16 protein-coding genes, 1 other RNA gene and 1 riboswitch are annotated in these 18931 nt (G+C 45.3%); of the genes, 5 read left to right on the forward strand and 12 right to left on the reverse strand.

All coding sequences use genetic code 11. From position 1 onward, the window contains the following. The 5 genes from rsmG to C8R11_RS02465 all read right to left on the reverse strand — a co-directional run bounded on the left by rsmG (position 1) and on the right by C8R11_RS02465 (position 4670). The gene (gene rsmG / locus C8R11_RS02445; RefSeq protein WP_107794310.1) at positions 1-678 is read right to left on the reverse strand and encodes a 16S rRNA (guanine(527)-N(7))-methyltransferase RsmG; all 678 of its coding nucleotides are present in this window, start codon (positions 676-678) and stop codon (positions 1-3) included. Next, positions 675-2570 carry a tRNA uridine-5-carboxymethylaminomethyl(34) synthesis enzyme MnmG gene (mnmG, locus tag C8R11_RS02450; RefSeq protein ID WP_244907517.1) on the reverse strand — a complete coding sequence of 632 codons (1896 nt, stop codon included), beginning with the start codon at positions 2568-2570 and terminating at the stop codon, positions 675-677. The genes rsmG and mnmG overlap by 4 nt, the downstream gene beginning before the upstream one ends. A gap of 251 nt (positions 2571-2821) precedes the next feature. Continuing rightward, complete coding sequence (locus C8R11_RS02455; protein ID WP_107794312.1) at positions 2822-3031, reverse strand: DUF3460 family protein; 210 nt, start codon at positions 3029-3031, stop codon at positions 2822-2824. A gap of 113 nt (positions 3032-3144) precedes the next feature. Further along, the gene (locus C8R11_RS02460) at positions 3145-3903 is read right to left on the reverse strand and encodes a polyamine aminopropyltransferase (protein WP_280523854.1); all 759 of its coding nucleotides are present in this window, start codon (positions 3901-3903) and stop codon (positions 3145-3147) included. A gap of 35 nt (positions 3904-3938) precedes the next feature. Further along, a complete protein-coding gene (locus C8R11_RS02465) occupies positions 3939-4670 on the reverse strand; it encodes a pseudouridine synthase (RefSeq protein ID WP_107794314.1) in 732 nt (243 codons plus the stop codon). A gap of 95 nt (positions 4671-4765) precedes the next feature. Between C8R11_RS02465 and C8R11_RS02470 the strand changes: the two genes are divergently transcribed. Continuing rightward, entirely contained in the window at positions 4766-5218 is a 453-nt protein-coding gene (locus tag C8R11_RS02470) for a rhodanese-like domain-containing protein (protein ID WP_107794315.1), read from the forward strand. Positions 5219-5310: 92 nt separating this feature from the next. Here C8R11_RS02470 and C8R11_RS16600 read toward each other — a convergent pair whose 3' ends face one another. The 3 genes from C8R11_RS16600 to thiC form a co-directional block, all read right to left on the reverse strand. After that, positions 5311-5457, reverse strand: a complete 147-nt coding sequence (locus tag C8R11_RS16600; RefSeq protein ID WP_342352451.1) for a PEP-CTERM sorting domain-containing protein — start codon at positions 5455-5457, stop codon at positions 5311-5313. A 290-nt stretch (positions 5458-5747) separates the two neighbouring features. Further along, complete coding sequence (locus C8R11_RS02480) at positions 5748-6575, reverse strand: undecaprenyl-diphosphate phosphatase (RefSeq protein ID WP_090696389.1); 828 nt, start codon at positions 6573-6575, stop codon at positions 5748-5750. Positions 6576-6636: 61 nt separating this feature from the next. Next, complete coding sequence (gene thiC / locus C8R11_RS02485) at positions 6637-8532, reverse strand: phosphomethylpyrimidine synthase ThiC (protein ID WP_107794316.1); 1896 nt, start codon at positions 8530-8532, stop codon at positions 6637-6639. Between the two features lie 32 nt (positions 8533-8564). After that, positions 8565-8670, reverse strand: a riboswitch (TPP riboswitch). Positions 8671-8730: 60 nt separating this feature from the next. Here thiC and C8R11_RS02490 point away from each other — a divergent pair. The 4 genes from C8R11_RS02490 (at position 8731) to C8R11_RS02505 (ending at position 12247) form a co-directional block, all read left to right on the forward strand. Continuing rightward, positions 8731-9408: a protein-L-isoaspartate O-methyltransferase family protein gene (locus C8R11_RS02490; protein WP_107794317.1), complete on the forward strand. Its 678-nt coding sequence runs from the start codon at positions 8731-8733 to the stop codon at positions 9406-9408. Between the two features lie 125 nt (positions 9409-9533). After that, positions 9534-10829 (forward strand): TolC family outer membrane protein, encoded by a 1296-nt coding sequence (locus C8R11_RS02495; RefSeq protein ID WP_107794432.1) that lies wholly within the window; start codon positions 9534-9536, stop codon positions 10827-10829. A gap of 179 nt (positions 10830-11008) precedes the next feature. Next, an RNA gene (gene rnpB / locus C8R11_RS02500) (RNase P RNA component class A) lies at positions 11009-11309 on the forward strand. A 221-nt stretch (positions 11310-11530) separates the two neighbouring features. Then, on the forward strand, positions 11531-12247 hold the full coding sequence (locus C8R11_RS02505) for a glutathione S-transferase family protein (RefSeq protein ID WP_244907519.1): 717 nt from the start codon (positions 11531-11533) through the stop codon (positions 12245-12247). Positions 12248-12253: 6 nt separating this feature from the next. On the opposite strand, the gene C8R11_RS02510 is transcribed toward C8R11_RS02505, so the two are convergent. From C8R11_RS02510 to C8R11_RS02525, 4 genes are all read right to left on the reverse strand, one after another. Further along, complete coding sequence (locus tag C8R11_RS02510; protein ID WP_244907520.1) at positions 12254-13264, reverse strand: isoaspartyl peptidase/L-asparaginase family protein; 1011 nt, start codon at positions 13262-13264, stop codon at positions 12254-12256. Positions 13265-13282: 18 nt separating this feature from the next. Continuing rightward, a complete protein-coding gene (locus tag C8R11_RS02515) occupies positions 13283-16672 on the reverse strand; it encodes a mechanosensitive ion channel domain-containing protein (protein ID WP_146159052.1) in 3390 nt (1129 codons plus the stop codon). 231 nt (positions 16673-16903) lie between these two features. Further along, on the reverse strand, positions 16904-18241 hold the full coding sequence (locus C8R11_RS02520; RefSeq protein WP_107794319.1) for an ATP-binding protein: 1338 nt from the start codon (positions 18239-18241) through the stop codon (positions 16904-16906). After that, the gene (locus C8R11_RS02525) at positions 18238-18924 is read right to left on the reverse strand and encodes a response regulator transcription factor (protein WP_107794320.1); all 687 of its coding nucleotides are present in this window, start codon (positions 18922-18924) and stop codon (positions 18238-18240) included. The genes C8R11_RS02520 and C8R11_RS02525 overlap by 4 nt, the downstream gene beginning before the upstream one ends. Between the last annotated feature and the right edge of the window lie 7 nt (positions 18925-18931).

The following is an 18931-nucleotide window of genomic DNA, read 5'->3' on the forward strand; positions in this document are numbered from 1 at the left end:
TTACTCCCGGTTATTGTGATGCGGCGCTACCGATTGCTGCAATTGTCCGATAATAACCAGTTCCCGTTTTGCCGAAAGTCCCGGAACAATTAATGGTATTTTACTTTCAACATAAAAAGGTGCCACGACTTCTGCAAGCTCTTGGTCGGTGCATTTTCCCTTCATTGCGAACCATCGACACTGGTCATTATCCGGCGTCACCCAATGCCGCGTGGTTTCTATAAACACACCAAGACTCGTATATGCTCTTGAAATAATCGAGTTTACTCTCTCATTAATAATCGAGTTTTCAATTCGTTGCGCCATAACTGTAATATTAGCTAGACCAAGTTGAATTTTAGCCTGCTGTAAAAAAGCAGTTTTTTTCTGATTGCTATCTATCAATATAACCTGCCATTCAGGCCGGGCGATCGCAATCGGTATTCCCGGCAGTCCCGCACCAGTACCGGCATCTACGATTTGCGGCCCTTGAAGATGCGCAACAGATGACAGGCTGTCCATGATATGTTGAATCAACATCGCTTCAATTGTTTTGACAGCTGTTAGATTATAGCGCTTGTTCCATTTTTCGATCAGCAATAAATATTGAATTATCTGTTCCTGTGCCTGCAAGTCCTGCAAAATCTCAGGACAATCCAGCTCAGACAAATGTCGTGCCAGCTGACCAGCCAGACTCATACACGTTGTTTCTTATCAGGCGCATTAAATCCGCGCTTGACATGCACCAGTAACAAGGAAATCGCTGCGGGTGTTACACCTGAAATCCGGCTGGCCTGGCCGATCGTCTCGGGTTTATGTTGATTTAATTTGTGCTGTACTTCGTTGGATAATCCCTTGACGTTACAATAATCCAGATCCATTGGCAGCAACATCGTTTCAAATTGTGATTGCCGAAATATTTCCTCCTGCTGACGTTTGATGTAACCTTGATATTTGGCCTGAATTTCGACCTGTTCGGCTACCTGCTCATCAATTTCGGATTGTTTAACACCTGGCAGCGACATCAGATTGGCATAAGTGACATCGGGGCGCCGTAATAATTCTGTCAATGTATATTCGCGTTCGATATTTTTACCCAGCACCGACAGCAACTGATCTTCGGGTACAGATCCAGGAAAAACACGTATGCTATCTAATCGATTTCGTTCTTTTTCAATCGCTTCACGTTTTCTGGCATAGGTTTCCCATCTATCATCATCAACCAAACCCAATCGCCTGCCAATCTCTGTCAAACGTTGGTCTGCATTATCTTCACGCAACTGCAAACGGTATTCCGCACGACTGGTAAACATGCGATACGGCTCGGTGACACCAGAAGTCACCAGATCATCGATCAGCACGCCGATATACGCTTCATTTCTCTGTGGACACCAGTTTTCTTTTTCCTGCACACTCAAAGCGGCGTTTACACCAGCCAGCAAGCCTTGCGATGCGGCCTCTTCATAACCCGTGGTGCCATTGATCTGTCCGGCAAAAAATAATCCACTCAAGGTCTTGGTCTCCAGCGACCGTTTCAGATTTCTCGGATCGAAATAATTATATTCAATCGCATAACCGGGGCGTGTGATGTGAGCGTTTTCCAGGCCGGCAATCGAATGAATCATTCTAACCTGGAACGCGTAGGGCAGGCTGGTTGAAATTCCATTTGGATAAATTTCATGCGTATCCAGTCCTTCGGGCTCAAGAAAAATTGAATGGCTATCCCTGGCGGAAAAACGCACCACCTTATCTTCAATAGATGGGCAGTAGCGGGGACCGACCCCTTCGATTTTACCGGTATACAACGGTGATTCAGACAGACCATCGTTAATGATTTCATGCGTTATTTTATTGGTATTTGTAATCCAGCATGAAACCTGCTGCGGATGGTTCACCGTATGCCTCATAAATGAGACAATCGGCACAGGCTGATCGCCAGGCTGTTCTTTCAATTTGCTGTAATCAAGACTGCGCCCGTCAATCCGCGGTGGCGTGCCGGTTTTGAGTCTGCCGACCGGCAAATTCATTTCATTCAACCGATGCGCAAGCGTGATAGCAGGGGGATCTCCGGCTCTGCCTGCCTTAAAATTTGTTTTTCCAATATGCGCCATCCCCGCCAAAAAAGTGCCAACAGTTAAGACCACCGCTCGCGCATGAAATTTTATGTCGAGTTGCGTCACCACACCAACCACCTGATCATTACTGATGATCAGGTCGTCTACCGCCTGCTGTATCACCCACAGATTAATCTGATTCTCAATTTTCTTACGTATAGCCTGTCGGTATAAAACACGATCTGCCTGTGCCCGCGTGGCACGCACAGCCGGTCCTTTACTCGAATTCAGTACACGAAACTGAATACCAGCTTCATCTGTCGCGAGCGCCATGGAACCGCCCAACGCATCGATTTCCTTGACCAGATGGCTTTTTCCGATACCGCCTATCGACGGATTGCATGACATTTGGCCGATTGTCTCAATATTATGCGTCAGCAAAAGCGTTTTGCACCCCATTCGTGCAGCCGCCAACGCGGCCTCAGTACCGGCATGGCCGCCGCCTACAACAATAATGTCATAACGTTGTTTATTCACTACAAATGTTTTAATTACGAAAAGAAATTACGATTATTATGTTTTCAGGATTTTATTAAGTAATGTTTCACGTGAAACATTACTTAATACTATGACTACAAATACACAACCGAAAGAGGGATTATAGGTGTTTGTGTTTGATAATTGCAAGATAAGGAATAAGAAACTGGCACCTTTTATCCTTTAATGTAAAAGATGCCAGTTTTATGCAGTTCAAAATACGACCATCATTCAGCGCCTACGCACCGAACTTATTTACGTTTCTTTTTGATAAAATCACTGAAATAAGCATAAGGCTTATGCGGAACAGTCGATTCTTTAAAGCGTTTTTGCTCTTCTTTATTGAGACTCTTATCCCACCAGATACCTCTGGCCTCAAGACGCTTATCCGGTACTTGAGGATTTTTTTCAAGAAATTCACGCATGAATTTTGTCTGTTCAGATTCGTAGCTATAATCCATAATTATTCACCATCCATAAATAAGATATTCATTTTATGAAATTTTAAGCGCGCACTGTATCATACAATTTGTTTATATTACAGAGGCAGGCTGACAAGGTTTTCGACACGCTGCTAATATTTCTGTAATTTTGTGACAAATTCTGAAAATGGCAAAGGATATTGTTTCTCCAGTTTTTGCGCTTTTTGCTTAATGCTTTTCCATGAATGTTTTCCGGGATTGTTTTTAAATGCAAACACGATCAGATTTCCACGAATTTCAGCCATCATGGCAATCATATGGCCGTTAAAGCTTTTTTCTATGCGCTGCAACCAGGTTTTCAAATGCTTATCCCGACTGAGAAAGTTTACCACCAGTATGCCGTTGTTAGTTAAACAGCGTTTAGTTACATCGTAAAAATCCTGGCTGCACAAAGAGGACACCTGGTAATCGTCATCAAAACCATCAACCATAATGATATCTGCAGCACCCGGATATTCGGTTATAAAGCGATTACCCTCGGTCAAAACAATCTCAAAACGATCATCTTCATCCGGCAAATTAAAGTATTGATAAGCGGCCGTGATCACTTGCTGGTTCGTTTCGATAACTGTTAACCGGGTAGCTGGCAGATAGTGATAAACAAACTTAGCCAATGAACCGCCACCCAATCCGATCAATAACATATTGGCCGGTTTTGCATGAAACAGCAAAAAACCCATCATACACTGCGTATAAACCAGTTCCAGCTCATTCGGTGCGGCAATGCGCATAGCACTTTGCACCATTGTCCCGCCCAAATGCAGCGAACGGATACCGTCTTGCTCGCTGATCGTGACCTCAGGATTATCGTAAGAATAGGGTATCGTTGCTTTTGCCATCAGTTCGCTCATTCGGATTGTATCAATATTTCGCAGCACTATTGCTTTCAGAAGCGCTCTCTATCCTCCAGATATCGCCACCTGCCTTCGGGTAAATTACCCAATCTGATTTTTCCGATCCGAACGCGTTTTAAGCCAGTCACTTGCAAACCAACCAGTTCGCACATCCGGCGTATCTGACGTTTTTTACCTTCACGCAACACAAAACGCAATTGGTCTTCATTCTGCCACTGAATTTTTGCGGGCTTTAACACTTTACCATCCAGGCTCAAACCATGATTAAGCAATTTTAGTTTATCTTCGGGAAGATGCCCCTTTACGCGCACTAAATATTCCTTCTCAATCGATGAATCGTTACCGATCAATTGCCTTGCAATGCGTCCATCCTGTGTAAAAATCAGTAATCCCTGCGAGTCGATATCCAAACGGCCCGCTGGCGCAAGATTTTTTAAATGAACGGGTTTGAAGTGTTTACAAGGTGGCTGGTTACAAAACTGCGCATCCGGCTTAATTAACTGAACAGCAGGCTGATAGCCGGGTTCCGGCTGCCCGGAGACATAACCCACAGGCTTGTTAACTAGAATGGTCACTAACTGTGTCTGTTGCGATTGCGCAGCTTTATGCAAAGTGATTTTCTGTGAAGGCAGGATTTTACTGCCCAACTCTGAAATTTGCATACCATCCACAAATACCCAGCCACGCTCGATATAACGATCCGCCTCACGCCGGGAACATAATCCTTGTTCGGACATTAATTTGGATAAGCGAATTTTTTCCATTGAAAATAAGTGCGCGAATAAGAGACAGCAAATCGAATAAAATAGCGCTATTATAAAGTTTTTCAACAATTAAATTTAATTTTTATACAATCCTCATGGAAACAATTGAATCAATTCTGGAGCAAGCACAGAAACGCGGGCAGGAAATGGGGCTTCCTTACAAAGGTGCACTGCTTCCGATGGAAGCTTATCGCATACTTCAAGAATCTGAACAGGCGCAACTGGTGGATGTGCGCACACATGCTGAACTTGACTGGGTAGGGCGCATCCCCGGCGCTAAAGAAATAGAGCTGCTCGTATATCCGAGTATGCAGCCCAACCCTGATTTTCTCGGACAACTGACGAAACAAATCGATAAAAAGCAACCGGTATTCTTTATCTGCCGCAGCGGCGCACGCTCAAGTCAGGCAGCAGCACTGGCTACCGCAGTCGATTTTACTGACAGCTACAATATTCTGGAAGGTTTTGAAGGTGATAAGGATGAACAGGAGCATCGCGGTAAGGCGGGTGGTTGGAAAGCTGCTGGGTTGCCATGGGTACAAAGTTGACTTGGTTTTAATAGCAATAACCCTGCACAAGTCGTCGGTATAGTTTGTAAGCCATATTTGAGTTATCTCAAGTAGATTTGCATTGTTGTTTGCTATAGATTGCAAAAAACCCGCCGAAGCGGGCTATAAAATGCTGAGTAACTATTAGTTTGTTGTTGTTGTCTGCTTCGGCTGAAAGTAACTCCAAGCAGACCTAAACTTAGCAATATAAGCGTCCCAGGCACTGGTACATTAATAATTACGCCGCCTGTTTGCTCGAATCCTGCATATCTTACTTGTTCCTGTGAATAGTTGTAGAAACCGGATTAGAACAGACGCCAATTATTAATGCTTTTAAACCTTGCATTCAACTTAGAAGTGCAAGGTTTATAATATTGTCAGGGATGAACTGAATGAGTATTGACTAAAGTCGATAAACGCGACGCTTGCTCTAGCAAAACTTAATAAAGAAAAACCGTTTGATTACTATGATCCAATCGCAAGAAATATTCTGAGGGTTGATATTTTCAAAGCGAAAAAACAAGACTTTTCACGGAAACTCCGACCACTCCACAACCCCCGTATAAGCTGTCAACAAAATTACACACCCAAATACAATCCGGTACCAGGCAAAAATCGTAAAGTCATGATTGCTGATAAATCGTATCAGACCCCGCACGGCGATGAGTGCGCTGAAGAATGCGGCAACAAAACCGACTGCGAACATGCCAATATCATCGAACTCGAGGATGGCTCGGTTTTTGTAAACATCATAAAACGTTGCGGCAAACATGATGGGGATCGCAAGGAAGAAGGAAAACTCGGTGGCGGCTTTGCGCGACAGGCCAAATAGCAGACCACCGATAATCGTCGCGCCCGAGCGGGAAGTGCCCGGAATCAATGCCAGGCATTGCGCGCAGCCGACTTTCAGCGCATGTTTCCAATCCATGTTATCAACCTGCTCCACTTCAATCACATGATCCCTGCGTTCCGCCCACAAAATCACAATGCCGCCGATTACCAGCGCTGTGGCCACGGATAACGGGTTGAACAAGTATTGCTTGATCACATCTATGAACAGCAAGCCCAGAATAGCTGCGGGCAGGAAAGCAATGAGCAGATTCAATACAAAGCGATTCGCCGTTTTGTCTGAGCCGATACCGACGACAATACCAGTTATTTTTTTTCGGTATTCCCAACAGACGGCTAGAATAGCACCCAACTGGATTGCAATCATGAACACCTTTTCCCGATCGCTGTTGAAATCCAGCAGATCGCCAACCAGAATTAAATGACCTGTTGAAGAGACTGGCAAAAATTCAGTCAACCCCTCAACAATGCCAAGAATCAACGCTTTAAATATTAATATGAAATCCATTCAGGGTATGTTTTAGTCGGTGTATTTTAGTCGTCTTAGGGAGTCGATATTAGGTTGATTCTTAGAGTTTATTATAGATCTCCGCACCCTTCTCCTTGAACTCAGCAGATTTTTGCTCCATTCCCTGTTTCAGGGCTTCATCTTCACTGACGCCTTGTTTGGCAGCATAGTCACGGACATCCTGGGTGATTTTCATCGAACAGAAATGCGGACCGCACATGGAACAAAAATGTGCCACCTTGGCACCTTCCTGCGGCAGGGTTTCATCATGAAACTGGAGCGCCTTATCCGGGTCGAGACTCAGATTAAACTGATCTTCCCAGCGAAACTCAAAACGTGCCTTGGACAAAGCGTTATCGCGAATCTGTGCGCCCGGATGGCCTTTCGCCAGATCAGCAGCATGTGCGGCGATTTTATAGGTAATAATACCGTCCTTGACATCGTCCTTGTCCGGCAGTCCGAGATGCTCCTTCGGAGTGACATAGCAGAGCATCGCCGTACCGTACCAGCCGATCATCGCCGCACCGATTGCAGAAGTGATATGGTCATACCCCGGCGCGATGTCGGTTGTCAACGGACCCAACGTGTAAAAGGGTGCTTCATCACAATGCTCCAACTGCAAATCCATGTTTTCCTTGATGAGGTGCATCGGAACATGACCCGGCCCCTCAATCATGGTCTGAACGTCATGCTTCCAGGCGATTTTGGTGAGTTCGCCCAGTGTTTTCAATTCGGCAAACTGCGCTTCATCATTGGCGTCATAAATCGAACCGGGACGCAAACCGTCACCGAGTGAGAAGCTGACATCATACGCTTTCATGATTTCGCAGATTTCTTCAAAATGCGTGTACAAAAAGCTTTCCTCATGATGTGCAAGACACCACTTCGCCATGATGGAACCACCACGCGAGACAATGCCAGTCATGCGCTTGGCTGTCATTGGTACATACGCCAGCCGCACGCCAGCATGAATGGTGAAGTAATCTACGCCCTGTTCCGCCTGTTCGATCAGCGTGTCGCGGAAAATATCCCAGGTCAGCTCTTCCGATTTGCCGTCGACTTTTTCCAGTGCCTGATAAATCGGTACGGTACCTATCGGTACCGGACTGTTACGGATAATCCATTCGCGCGTTTCGTGAATATTTTTACCGGTGGATAAATCCATGACCGTATCACCGCCCCAGCGTATTGCCCAGGTCATTTTCTCAACTTCTTCCTGAATACTCGATCCCAATGCGGAATTACCGATATTAGCGTTGATTTTAACCAGAAAATTACGCCCGATAATCATCGGTTCCGATTCCGGATGATTGATATTGGCCGGAATGATTGCACGTCCACGCGCCACTTCGTCACGTACAAACTCGGGTGTAATTTGTTGGGGCAAATTGGCACCGTAATGTTGTCCGGCATGCTGTTGTGTTAACAGCGCATGATTTTCTGCATTCAATGCCTCATAGCGCTGATTTTCACGAATGGCGATAAATTCCATTTCGGGCGTGATAATGCCCTGCCGCGCGTAGTGCATTTGTGATACATTCAAACCTGCTTTACTGCGACGCGGTTGACGTTGCAAATTAAAACGCATATCCGCCAGCTTGGGATCTTGCAGACGTGCACGACCATACGAAGAGCTCAGACCCTGCATGACCTCGGTATCAGCGCGATCTTCAATCCATTGTTCGCGTAGCGCGGGCAGACCGGAACGAATATCAATTCTGGCAGCCGGATCAGTATAAGGTCCGGAGGTGTCATAAACCCAGATAGGCGGGTTTTTTTCAGCGCCCACATTAGTCATTGTATCCGTTTGGCTGATTTCACGCATGGGCACACGTATATCAGGCCTGGAGCCCTGTACATAGATTTTGCGTGAATTAGGTAACGGTTTAACGGCAGCTTCATCGACAACGGCCGTCGTACTGGAAAAATTTTTTTGATTTAAAACTGTAATACTCATTAAGATGCTCCTTAAAATGCCATAAAGAGCGGGAGGACTAGCTCCAGCTTCCCTACGGCGGCATTATCCGCGTCAGGTGATAAGGGACTTTCTCACCAAAATTCCAAAAATTCAGGAAATGGACCCCTAGCTGATGCTGTGAAGCTAATGGAAATGTGAAATAATTGCAAGTAATATTATTTTTTAAATTGAACGGATATGAACATTGAACTGAATCCTGAACCAACTATAGAACAAACGCGTTTAAACATGATCGCCCAGCAAATTCGCACCTGGTATGTGCTGGACGATGAAGTACTCGGACTGTTGTACCAAATACACCGTGAGGAATTTGTACCGAGCGCCTATCGTCACGCAGCTTTTGTCGATATGGAGATTCCGCTGGGTCATGGACAGGTAATGCTCGCACCCAAAATGGAAGCACGTATTCTGCAGGAGCTACATATCAAAAAAACAGACAAAATCCTCGAAATCGGCACCGGCACCGGCTATATGACTGCATTACTGGGGCAACTCGGCGCACATGTATACAGTGTTGAAATCATGCCGGAATTTAAAAATATGGCAGAAGTGAACCTGAAAGCCCACAATATTACAAATACTACGCTGGAACTGGGCGATGCTGCACATGGCTGGTCAAAACACGAACCCTACGATGTCATCGTCCTCACGGCATCCACGCCTGTGTTACCGGATAATTTTAAGAACAGCCTGAATACCGGCGGCCGTTTATTTGCGATTGTAGGTGAGGATCCAGTGATGGACGCCGAATTGATTACATGCGTTGCACCTGGTGAATTTTCCGTCGCAAAAATGTTTGAAACCAGTACACCAGCCTTGATTAACGCTGCGCAAGCGAGCAGGTTTACCTTTTGACTTCCAATCTCACTTTGAATAAATTTCACGAAGATGATGTTTTTTACTACAGGAATTTCAAAGGCTTCCTGCCGGTTGTTATGATCAAGGTCTTGCACAACGCAGTACTTTCACTCTTTTTTTTCATGCTGTTTTTAACAGGCACTACAATCAGTACCGCGCTGAGTGCTGCTAATCTGATGGATATTTATCAGGAAGCATTGGAAAAGGATGCACAGTATCAATCCGCGCGTGCAACATATCAGGCCGCACAGGAAAAAACTGCGCAGGGCAGGGCTGGTCTGTTACCGAATATCAACTTGTCAGCGATACGCCAGACACAGGAAGTAGATACCACACTGGGACCGGCAGTAACTATTCAAAATCGAGGTGTTACCATATCCGCAACACAACCATTGATTCGTTTTGAGAATTTCATCATCTATTCACAAGCCAAAACCGAAGTATCCCGAGCAGAATCGGAATTTGTTGTCGCCGCGCAGGATTTAATATTACGCGTCGCACAGGCATATTTTGACGTACTCGATGCGCAAGTAGATGTCGAGGTCGCCGGAGCACAAAAAGAAGCCATTCTCAAGCAACTGGAACAAGCGCAGCGCAATTTTGAGGTCGGCGTTGCAACCATTGTCGATACCAATGAAGCACAAGCGCGTTTTGATTTGACGATATCACAGGAAATCGCCGCACAGAATGCACTGGAAGTGCGAAAGCGTACCCTGCAAGGAATTATTAATCGCTTTCCGGAACAACTTGCCCGTACACATAAAATTTCAACCGATCTTCCGGCGCTGCGCTACGGTAGTATGGAAGAATGGGTCATCGTCGCTGAAGAAAAAAACTTTGCATTGAAAATTCAACAAGCCGCTTATGAACTGGCCAGCAAGGAAGTCAAAAAAATGTATTCTCTGCATTATCCGACTGTAGATCTGGTTGCGCAGTACACTGATCAGACCGGTGTTGGTGGTGCAATTACCGGTCGCGGCATTGACCTGACCTCTAAATCAATCGGCTTGCAACTGAATTTACCATTATTCCAGGGAGGTGGTACACAATCTCGGGTTCGCGAAGCACTGGCCAATCAGGAACGAGCACGGCATGATCTGGAAAATATCCGTCGCAACACTACAATTCAGGCACGCCAGCAGTATTTGAATGTCACCAATGGCATTGCGCAGGTTAAAGCGCTGAAGCAGGCACTGGTTTCCAGCCAAACCCAGTTGGATTCAACCATGCTTGGACAGGAGGTCGGCGTCCGAACCGAAGTTGACGTGCTCAACGCCCAACAACAACTTTACTCCGCCCGGCGTGATCTGGCCAAGGCCTATCACAGCTATTTAATGTCAAGATTGCGCCTGAGCGCAGAAGCAGGCGAACTCGACGAAGATGTATTGCTGCAGATCAATGCCATGCTGCAAGGGTAAGAAACCGTTTAAATTCTATTGTGCTTGCAATTTCAATGTTGGATATTAATTTACGGTTAACTACGTTTTTCTCCAATTTCACTCTGGACCTGGTGCATTCTCAACGCAATTCAATCGTCTAAAGCCTCCTTAATCATATCTTCAAACTTTAATCTTGCCCGTAGTGATAGAATAGTATTGAAGCTGGCCAGACAGTCGCTGCCCGCTGCTCTTCGAAGCAGCGGGGAGAGGAAAGTCCGGACTCCATAGAGCAGGATGTCGGCTAACGGCCGAACGCCGTGAGGCGAGGAACAGGGCCACAGAGACGAGCGTATTCAGTTACGGTGAAACGCGGTAACCTCCATCCGGAGCAAAACCAAATAGGCAGGCGATGATGTTGCTCGCAGAGCCTGCGGGTAGGTTGCTTGAATGTACGGGCAACCGCACATCTAGATGAATGACTGTCCACGACAGAATCCGGCTTACCGGCCAGCTTTTTTTACGTTATGCTGTGCATTGTCCATGACATTCACACGCATTCAAATAATGCTGGAAATGAGATCGTTATTCCTCGATTGCTTGATACAGTATTTATTTCTGGCCAAATTCGAGATCGGTACGTCCCGAGAAAAATAGTATTTCTTTCTCACTTGTAAAAACAAGTTTATAAATTACTTTCATTTTGCGTGTTATAAATCCTTGAGTAAATAATAATAAGGGTAATGGATATGCTAAAACTCTATCAATTTAATCGCACCTGGGGCATTCCGAATTTAAGCCCGTTCTGCTGCAAGGTGGAAACTTATTTACGTATGGCGGATATTGACTATGACATCGTGGCCGCATTGCCACCCGGCGCACCAAAAAGAAAACTGCCATATATTGACGATAGCGGAAAAATTGTTGCAGATTCACATTTTATTCTTACACATCTCAGGTCAACTTACCAAGACCTGGACAAAGATCTCGACAGCACACAACGGGCCACTTCACTGGCCTGGCAGCATTTGCTTGAAGATCATCTGTTCTGGAGTTTTTTTTATTTCCGCTGGATGTATACAGACGATAACTGGAAAATCAATCGCAAAGCGATTTTCGGAGAGTTACCGCCTGTTATACAAAATATTGTGGCTCTGCATACACGCAGCAAAATCAAGCGCCAGATAATCGGCCAAGGCATGGGGCGACACCAAACGGAAGAAATCACTTTGCTCGGCAAACAGGATATCGACGCACTTTCCGATTTTCTCGGTAACCAGCCTTTTTTCTTTGGTAATCAGCCTACATCACTGGATGCCAGCGCTTATGGCATGTTGATTAACATCATTGGGTGTCCTATCGAGTCACCGCTAAAGGAACATGGTTTGACTAAGGAGAATCTAAGAAATTATGTGAATCGGATTAGTCTGACCTATTATGCGGATTTGTCGCAAGCCTGATCACCATCAATATGAAACCGGCGATTCGCCTCCCGGAAAAACATCAACTCGCGCAGTGCCGTCGTTACTGATGACGCCGCGATACATGCCGCTGGTGTTAAAGCGCATTGCATAATCGCCTTGTGTGTTCAGTACGATCAAGCCGCCATCACCACCAATGGCCGCTATTTCCGCCAGTGTATTATCCGCCGCCTCAGCTATCGATTTGTTTTGTAGCCGTACTTGCGCAGCTGTATTGAAAGCCGCAGCAGAACGGATAAACATTTCCCCGGTGCCGGTCGCTGATACTGCCACCGATCGATTATCGGCGTAGGTTCCAGCACCGATCAACGGCGTATCGCCAACGCGGCCAAATCGTTTGTTAGTCAATCCACCCGTCGATGTACCGGCGGCGAGATTGCCGTAGCAATCCAGCGCGACAGCACCGACGGTACCATGTTTCTCATTATCATCAGACAGGGGGTCAGGATCAAGCGAATCAGATTCAATGTCGTGATCCAGTGCAATATATTCTTTAGCGACGGCTTTTTGCAATTGATTCCAGCGATGCCGGGTAAAAAAATAAGATGAATCAACGATCGCCAGGCCCTGTTCAGCCGCAAATGCTTCCGCACCCTGACCGATCAGCATCACATGCGGACTTTTTGTCATCACCGCGTGCGCTGCACGAATCGGGTTACGAATTGTGGTAACCCCGGCCACTGATCCCGCCATCCGTGCAGCACCGTCCATAATCGATGCATCCAGCTCATTGCGCGCCTCATGACTGAATACGGCACCTTTGCCTGCATTGAACAAAGGTGAATCTTCCATTTCCACAATCGCGGCAATAACGGCATCAATACTGCTGCCTCCTGCTGCAAGTACGGCGTGGCCTACATTAAGCGATTGCGTCAGCACCTGCATAAAAGCCTGTTCACGTTCCGGCGTTAATTTGTCGCGTTTGATTAAACCCGCGCCCCCGTGAATTACCAGTCGGATCGGCATTTCTTCTATTGTCTCTGTATTAATTTGCAAACTGAGGATTGCCTTTGGTTATTGCATTGTTTGTCCATTCACCTGACCTGCAGTTATCGACCTTGAAACAATGGAAATCTGGTCAGGCAGGCTTCTGATATGAATATCCTGATGCGGGAAGGCAATTTCGATCTTCGATTCACGAAAACGCCGGTCGATTTCCATCAACAAATCATGGCGCGTTTCCAGTAGCAAATCAGGTTCAGGAATGAAAACCCTGAGTTCAAAATTTAACGAACTTTCACCAAAAGCAACAAAACGTGCGCTTGATTCAGGTTCTTTGAGCACATTGGGATGATCCTGCGCAATTGACAGCAGGATATCATTTGCGAGCTTTGTGTCAGAACCATACGCAATACCAACGGGAATGAGAATACGCAAAATGGAATCGGATAGCGACCAGTTAATCACCTGACCGGTGACAAATTCCTTATTCGGAATGATGAGTTCTTTCCTGTCCCAATCGATAATTGTTGTTGCGCGCATCTGGATACGCGAAACTTTACCGCTGATATTACCCAGCGTGACAACATCACCTACACGCACCGGACGCTCAAACAATATAATCAACCCGGATACAAAATTGGCAAAAATTTCCTGCAACCCGAAGCCCAGGCCCACCGTCACCGCCGCAGCAAGCCACTGCACCTTTGACCAACCGATACCGAGAGCGCTGAATGTCATAGCAAAACCAAATATAATGATGAAGTAGCGCGCAATGGAAGCAATTGCATAGCGCCCGCTCGGGGTAAAAGGCAAGCGCTGTAAAATAACGATTTCGAGCAAACCGGGAATGTTATTGCTGATGAAAAAAGTCATCATGAAAATGACAATTGCCAATAACAGACTCGCCAAAGTGATCGGCACCATACTTTGTGTCTCGCTGCCACCGTCAGTACTGGTCACTTCAGTGTTCCATAATACCACTTCGTTGAGCATGTTGAATGCCGGTAAAACCTGCGCCCAAATCAACGCGAGGCCAATAACGATGGTAAACCAGTAAGCAGTGTTTAAGAGCTTCATGGTTTGCGTGCTAATGATCTCAACATTCAGTTCATCTTCTTCGACATGGATTTGTTCACCCGTATCTGCAGTTTTGATCTTATCGTCTTCCTGCACTTGTTCGGCCTGCGCGGCAAGCTTCTTACGCCATTGTTCGATCGCCAGTTTTCGCTGTACAATATTTAGCCAGCGGATTAACAACCCCCTGGCAACAATGACTGCAAAAATCAACAAAATTGAATTAATGATATGAAGCGACAACTGTCCAGCGGTATACATATAGCCGCCAGCTGCTGTAATGGCCAGCCCTGCCGGTGTTATCAACAAAACCATAAACCATAACCCGGTCAAACGGCTGATCCAGCCTTCACTATTTTTTTCCAGATAATTTTTCAGCAGCCCGCTTGCGGGGTGCATCAAACGGTAAATCAGTAACGTTGTTGCCACCATTAAAATGAAAAAAACCAGACGTCCGAGTGAATCATGATGTGCTTCTGTCGGCTGCTCCAGCGTAACCACAAAAACAAAAATCAGCGGAAGCATTACAGATAAATACCAGGCAAGCTGTTGCCTGATCAGCTGCATGTTTTCTATTTTCCAGCGAAAATGCAATTCACCAAGGCCTTCTTTACGGCAAATATGGCGTAATACCAAACCCGAAAATAGCAAATAAGCTAACGCGGCAAGTCCGCATCCGATCGCAAGTGTAAAAGTTGAGTTGCTTTCCATCTGCTGAATACGCCAGGCAATAAGATAGATAAATAGCGGCCAGGCAAGCGCCATTAACAACGTCACTACCACTGCCCACAGTGTGTCAACAAATTGCGCTTTACTCAGTTTGGTCACATAGCGCCCAAACTCCGATAGTTTTTTTCTTAAATAAAACCGCATGCTCAGCAGTAATGCAACGAGGAATAACAGCGGCATGATTCTCAATAAATTGTCATGAAAGTCATTTCCCAAGAGCGTAAAGGTTTGTATCCATGACGCCGGGTTCAAGAGCCACGCCGTAGCTTCACCCAGACGCTGAATATCACCCAGTTCAATAACAGGCGCGCTTTGAATCCAAAGGATACGGGTATCGATGAATTGCTTGTAATCCTTGATCAAAGCAACAAACTTAAGCTCTCGTTCGAGCAAAGGATATAGTTTGTTTTCGAAATAAACATCATACGCATTGATCAATTCATCAAGATAATCTTCCTTTTGCCTGTCCAGTGCCCGATACACGGCTACCTGCAATTGATCGTGTGCATCTCCGGTTAATTCAATTTTGGCGTCTGCCATAAGTCGCAGAGCTTGCTGGTTTAAATCAACCAGCTCAAGCAATCGATCCTCAAGCTCAATACGTCTTAACTGCACACGATTGATTTCAAGATTGCGCATCTCAATTTTCTTTTCGTGCATACTAATATCGGGCAATTGTTTGCGATCGTTTCGTAACTTCAATCCAATGGCATTCGTCAAACCTGTCTGAGCGATTTTTTCCCTGATCCGGTTATAAGTATGCTCTGTGGTAGTAAGTGCACGACCCAGCCGTTTCTTTTCTTTGCTTATTAGCGCACCATCTTCGGTAATTTTTTCCAATTCGACCGCAAGCAGTTTATTTTCATCGATGATGGCCTTTACCAGCGGGTGAGCGGAATCAGCTGCAAGGCTTGCTGTATCCGCTACCTGTTTTGCGCGAGCGGCCGCTTCGGTTCGCAGTTGATTGATAATTTGCTCAAAAAAATTATAGTTGCGCTCAGCGATCAAAACATTGCGTTCTGCAGCATGTCGCTGTGCACGCAAAAGTTCCCGATGCTGGTTGTAGCTGCGGTCTTCGAGTTCCAGTTTCTTAAGTAACTGTGTCAAATAGTCAAGCTCTGCACTCTGTGCGATTTGCTGCGCTTCAATAGGGTTTTGGCTCGCGGTACCGGGAACTGCAGCTGTTGTCTGTTTAAGTTCCTCAATACGTTTGTGCGTCATTGAGAGCTCTTCCTGGATTTTAGGCTGCCGTTCTGCCCGCCGGGTAATCTCCGCTTCAATTTCAGCCCGCTCTTTTTGCGCTTTTTCTAATGTTTTTCTGATGGCATCAAACTGTATTTCAAGCTTTTCCAGCGGTTGTTTCAAATCAATATCTTTAATTTTTAATTCGTCTCGCTGCAGCGGTGCATCTAATTTCCGTTCCAGCGCCTTTAGCTGTTGTGGCGCATTTTTGGAAGATTCAACGTAATGGACGGTTTGGTCAACGGATTCAATATTTTTATGCAAAAAATCATGCGCCTTGATCAACGACGATAATTCAGATTGTTGCTGAGGGTTCAGCGATTCAATTTTTTTTAATGTAGCAATGCGCTCTTCAACATCCCTGAGCATTAAACTGACCTTGCTTCGTTTTTCCTTTAGAGTCGTTTCGATCTCCACGTATGAACTTTGCTTATCGGCTGCCAATACGGGATAATTGAAAGATATGAAAATCAGACACAAAACACCCAAACAATAAAATATCCAACTTGCAAATCCTTTGTCATAGCAAAGAAAAAATTCTAATTTCGACTTCAAAACAACACCCTAATTATTTTCATAAATAAATTACAGACAATCATTTTCTGTATTTCTGAATAGGAATTAATTTCATTTGGAATAAGCTAATGCTTATCTATTTTTCAGGTAAACTGTGACGCACGCGCCCGTAGGAATATTTTGTTCAATAGACAAATCGCCACCATAGACTTGTATGATATCGCGTACAATCGCCAACCCAATACCATGTCCGGGAATGGATTGATCGGCACGCACGCCACGTTCAAGTATGCTTGCAATCTCATGCTGCTGAATACCCGGCCCATCATCTTTAATCTGAATAATGACATGCTCTTGATCCTGCTGCGCGGAGAGGATAATCTGCTGCTTGGACCACTTAAAAGCATTGTCGATGAGGTTACCGAGTAATTCCATTAAATCGCCTTCGTCAATGCGCAGGCTGATGTCTTTATCAAGCGCCATTGATATTTCTGGATGTTTGTCGTGATAAGCCTTTCGAACTGTTTTTACGATACGATCAACAACCGAATGCAACATGATATGACGCATTCCCGGCGAACTGCCAGCTGTTGCTGCACGGCGTAACTGATATTGAATGATGTTATCCATCCGCTCTATTTGCTCTCGTACAGTTCTCTCCTTATCCTTCTGATTGTTTTGTACGGTTGCTGCACCTTGAAGAATAGCTAAAGGTGTTTTCAAGCTATGCGCAAGATCAGCTAGTGCATTACGGTAGCGTTTTTGCTGTTTGCGTTCATGATTAATAAGTGAATTGATACTATCGGTCAACAATTTGAGTTCACTCGGATAGATCCCGTCCACATTTTCCTGCTTACCGGATTCAATCGCCGACAGTTCAATCGAAACCCGCCGCATGGGCTGAAGCCCCCAGCGCAATACCAGCATTTGCGTAATCAGGAGTAATACGGCCATCACACTCAACCAGCCCCAGAGATCTTCGCGGTAACGTTCTATTTGCGCATCAAATAGCACCGTATCTGTAATCACATTAAAAGTTAACGGGTAACTTCCTGCCTCAGTTGTCCATGCGACACCATAACGATAAATAAAATAAGATTTGTCATTAAGCGTGATGTCACTGAAATCTTTTACACCCCGGTTTAACAGTGGGAGTTCGGGCAATTTTTTGTTTAATGCAGATGTCGACTGCCACGCGATTGTTTTTTTATGGTCAATAATAAATGCATAGGTACTCGCATTGGGTCTGCTGAATTCTGTATCGAGCAAATTGGTAGGCATCTCCAGATTACCATCATCATCCACCTCGGCATCACCCATTAACATGAGAAGCCTTGCCAACATGCGATCCTGTACACCTAACCTTGCACTGTCATAAAATGCCCGATCCAGTGCCAGGGCTATACCCACTATGAAAATCAGCAACACCCCTGTAGCGCTTAATAAAATACGCTTATTAAGTGATATCATGCCGTTTTATCGCATATAATCGTAAAACGATACCCCCGGCCCCGCAATGTTTCTATGGGATTCAGATTATTATCGGGATCCAGTTTTCGCCGTAAACGGCCCACCATCACTTCCAGTACATTGCTGTCACGGTCCTCATCATGTGGATAGAGATAATCGGTCAAGATACGCTTTGATAACACTTCGCCCTGATGTCTTATCAGAAGTTCAAGTAAACGGTATTCAAAACTGGTCAAATCGATCTTATTATCATCAACAGTCACCATTTGCGTAGTAACATTAAGCACAATGGAGCCACATTTTAAAGTCGTACCGGGTATGCCTGTCGCACGGCGTAACAGCGCTTTAATTCTTGCTTGTAATTCTTCGATTTGAAATGGCTTGGTTAAATAATCATCTGCGCCGATTTCCAATCCGTTTACTTTATCTTGCCAGCTGTCTCTGGCCGTTAAAATCAAGATAGGCAGAACACTGCCCTCTTCACGCAGTGTTTTGATGACCTCCAACCCCGATATACCGGGTAGGCCAATATCAATAATCGCAGCATCAAGGGGATATTCATGAGCAATATACAGACCCTCCTTGCCATTACTGCAGGTATCAACCATATAGCCATCAGACTCAAGTTTCTGACGGATCTGCGCTTGTAATTTCAGTTCATCTTCAATAACCAGAATACGCATAACGATT

The sequence above is a fragment of the Nitrosomonas aestuarii genome (genome assembly GCF_003046585.1).
GTDB lineage: Bacteria > Pseudomonadota > Gammaproteobacteria > Burkholderiales > Nitrosomonadaceae > Nitrosomonas > Nitrosomonas aestuarii.

What these genes read in the sequence shown, in the direction of transcription:
- thiC (WP_107794316.1), bottom strand. Translation starts at nt 8,532, where the DNA reads ATGAGTATTACAGTTTTAAATCAAAAAAATTTTTCCAGTACGACGGCC.
- C8R11_RS02455 (WP_107794312.1), bottom strand. Translation starts at nt 3,031, where the DNA reads ATGGATTATAGCTACGAATCTGAACAGACAAAATTCATGCGTGAATTT.
- C8R11_RS02525 (WP_107794320.1), bottom strand. Translation starts at nt 18,924, where the DNA reads ATGCGTATTCTGGTTATTGAAGATGAACTGAAATTACAAGCGCAGATC.
- C8R11_RS02505 (WP_244907519.1), top strand. Translation starts at nt 11,531, where the DNA reads ATGGATATGCTAAAACTCTATCAATTTAATCGCACCTGGGGCATTCCG.
- C8R11_RS02470 (WP_107794315.1), top strand. Translation starts at nt 4,766, where the DNA reads ATGGAAACAATTGAATCAATTCTGGAGCAAGCACAGAAACGCGGGCAG.
- rsmG (WP_107794310.1), bottom strand. Translation starts at nt 678, where the DNA reads ATGAGTCTGGCTGGTCAGCTGGCACGACATTTGTCTGAGCTGGATTGT.
- C8R11_RS02520 (WP_107794319.1), bottom strand. Translation starts at nt 18,241, where the DNA reads ATGATATCACTTAATAAGCGTATTTTATTAAGCGCTACAGGGGTGTTG.
- C8R11_RS02480 (WP_090696389.1), bottom strand. Translation starts at nt 6,575, where the DNA reads ATGGATTTCATATTAATATTTAAAGCGTTGATTCTTGGCATTGTTGAG.
- C8R11_RS02495 (WP_107794432.1), top strand. Translation starts at nt 9,534, where the DNA reads ATGCTGTTTTTAACAGGCACTACAATCAGTACCGCGCTGAGTGCTGCT.
- C8R11_RS02460 (WP_280523854.1), bottom strand. Translation starts at nt 3,903, where the DNA reads ATGAGCGAACTGATGGCAAAAGCAACGATACCCTATTCTTACGATAAT.
- C8R11_RS02465 (WP_107794314.1), bottom strand. Translation starts at nt 4,670, where the DNA reads ATGGAAAAAATTCGCTTATCCAAATTAATGTCCGAACAAGGATTATGT.
- C8R11_RS02490 (WP_107794317.1), top strand. Translation starts at nt 8,731, where the DNA reads ATGAACATTGAACTGAATCCTGAACCAACTATAGAACAAACGCGTTTA.